General features: G+C 57.6%; 2 protein-coding genes. Both read left to right on the top strand.

What is annotated here, in order from left to right; all coding sequences use genetic code 11:
* A partial coding sequence (locus ACXJKH_RS20515) for a hypothetical protein (RefSeq protein ID WP_457322137.1) occupies positions 1–1089 on the top strand: 1089 nt, incomplete at its 5' end.
* Positions 1090–1138: 49 nt separating this feature from the next.
* On the top strand, positions 1139–1383 hold a 245-nt coding region (locus ACXJKH_RS20510; RefSeq protein WP_457322135.1), incomplete at its 3' end, for a hypothetical protein.

Genomic DNA, 1383 nt, shown 5'->3' with positions numbered 1-1383 from the left:
GGGCTGGGACAAGCCGACTCGATCCACGTGGGGCGAGAAGACGAGCTGACCCGGCGCAGCGCCGGGCAGGCAGATGCAGATATACCCGCGCTTCCTGCCGCGCTTAGGATGCACGATGAAACGCTCCATGACTTGCGCTCACGGCTAGAGGACGAAATCGGGACCATCAGCATTCCGAAGTCCTTGTCAGCGCCCCATCCAGTCGTAGCACGAATGCTGACCATAGACGCAAAGCGGATGGAGAGTCTTTCTGGCGCAGACCCACGCTGGAKCCACGAACAGCCCTATTACGCCTCACCATACGAGAAGCGACGTCTGCGCCTGTTGAGCGCCATCTTCAAAGGGCTCTCGAACACCGGGCTGGAGTTCCAGGCAAAAGGTAAGGACGCCAACGAGTTCAGAGTGTTTGCGCGGGAGGGGTCCAGCGTGACGTTCCGACTGGATCATCCGAAAAAGGCTGAGGGGAGGAACAGCTACTTCGCCACGTCAAAACCAGACCGCCCCGCGTCCGAGCCCTTGAAGCTGGAGATCATGTGGTGGTTTCGCTCCGAAGCCCCATTCCGTCGCACGTGGGAGGATGAGCGAGCGACACAGATTGAGGAAGCCATAAGTGAGATCGTGGTCACCCTGGCATTCGCAGTAGAAGCAGTTTATCGGCAGGCGGAGATTGACTCACAAAGACATGCCATCGAGATGCATGAAATTGCGGTTCGGCGGCGTGAGGAGAAGAGGATCGAATCGATTCTTGAGCGAGAAGCTGCTGAGGAAGCAGATCGACAAGCACGAATGCACAAGCTCATGTCAGACGCTACCAACTTTCGATTGGCACAGGATATCCGGGACTACGCAGATGCCGTAGTACGCACCAATGACCGAAGCAGCGCTCCCGTACCACACGAAGAGATTAGTGCCTGGAAGGCAGCGGCGCTCAGATGTGCAGACGACATCGACCCTTTAGTATCTCGCGCCTTCCTCGTTCCCCCAGATCCGGCGACCTCGCCAGCTAAGCCGATGGTATCGCCCCTTCCCTCCATTGAACGCTTGACAGAAGGGGCATGGCATCCGAACCAGCAGTGGTTCGCGCGCTGAACGCAATCTATTCCGTTACAAGGTTACCCAACATCGACCCAGGTGAGCTATGGAAGCATTCTGGCAAGGCGCATGGAAATTTCTGCAGGTCATTTCGCCAGCCTTGATAGGCTTGTTCGGCGTGGTGGTTGGCGGCTGGGTCACGGTGTGGAGAGAGAAGAAAGCTGACGCCCGGAAGGCCGAGAAAGAAACAGCCTACCTGGCCGCGATCATAGGCGGCGAACTGGACAGTTTCGCCAGTCTCTGTGCGGATGTGGTTGATGATCGTGGCTATGAAGACGAGCGCGGCTATAC

The organism is Stenotrophomonas sp. P5_B8 (assembly GCF_054049855.1).
The sequence above is the reverse complement of the archived record's forward strand: the minus strand, read 5'-3'. Positions and strand labels throughout refer to the sequence as shown.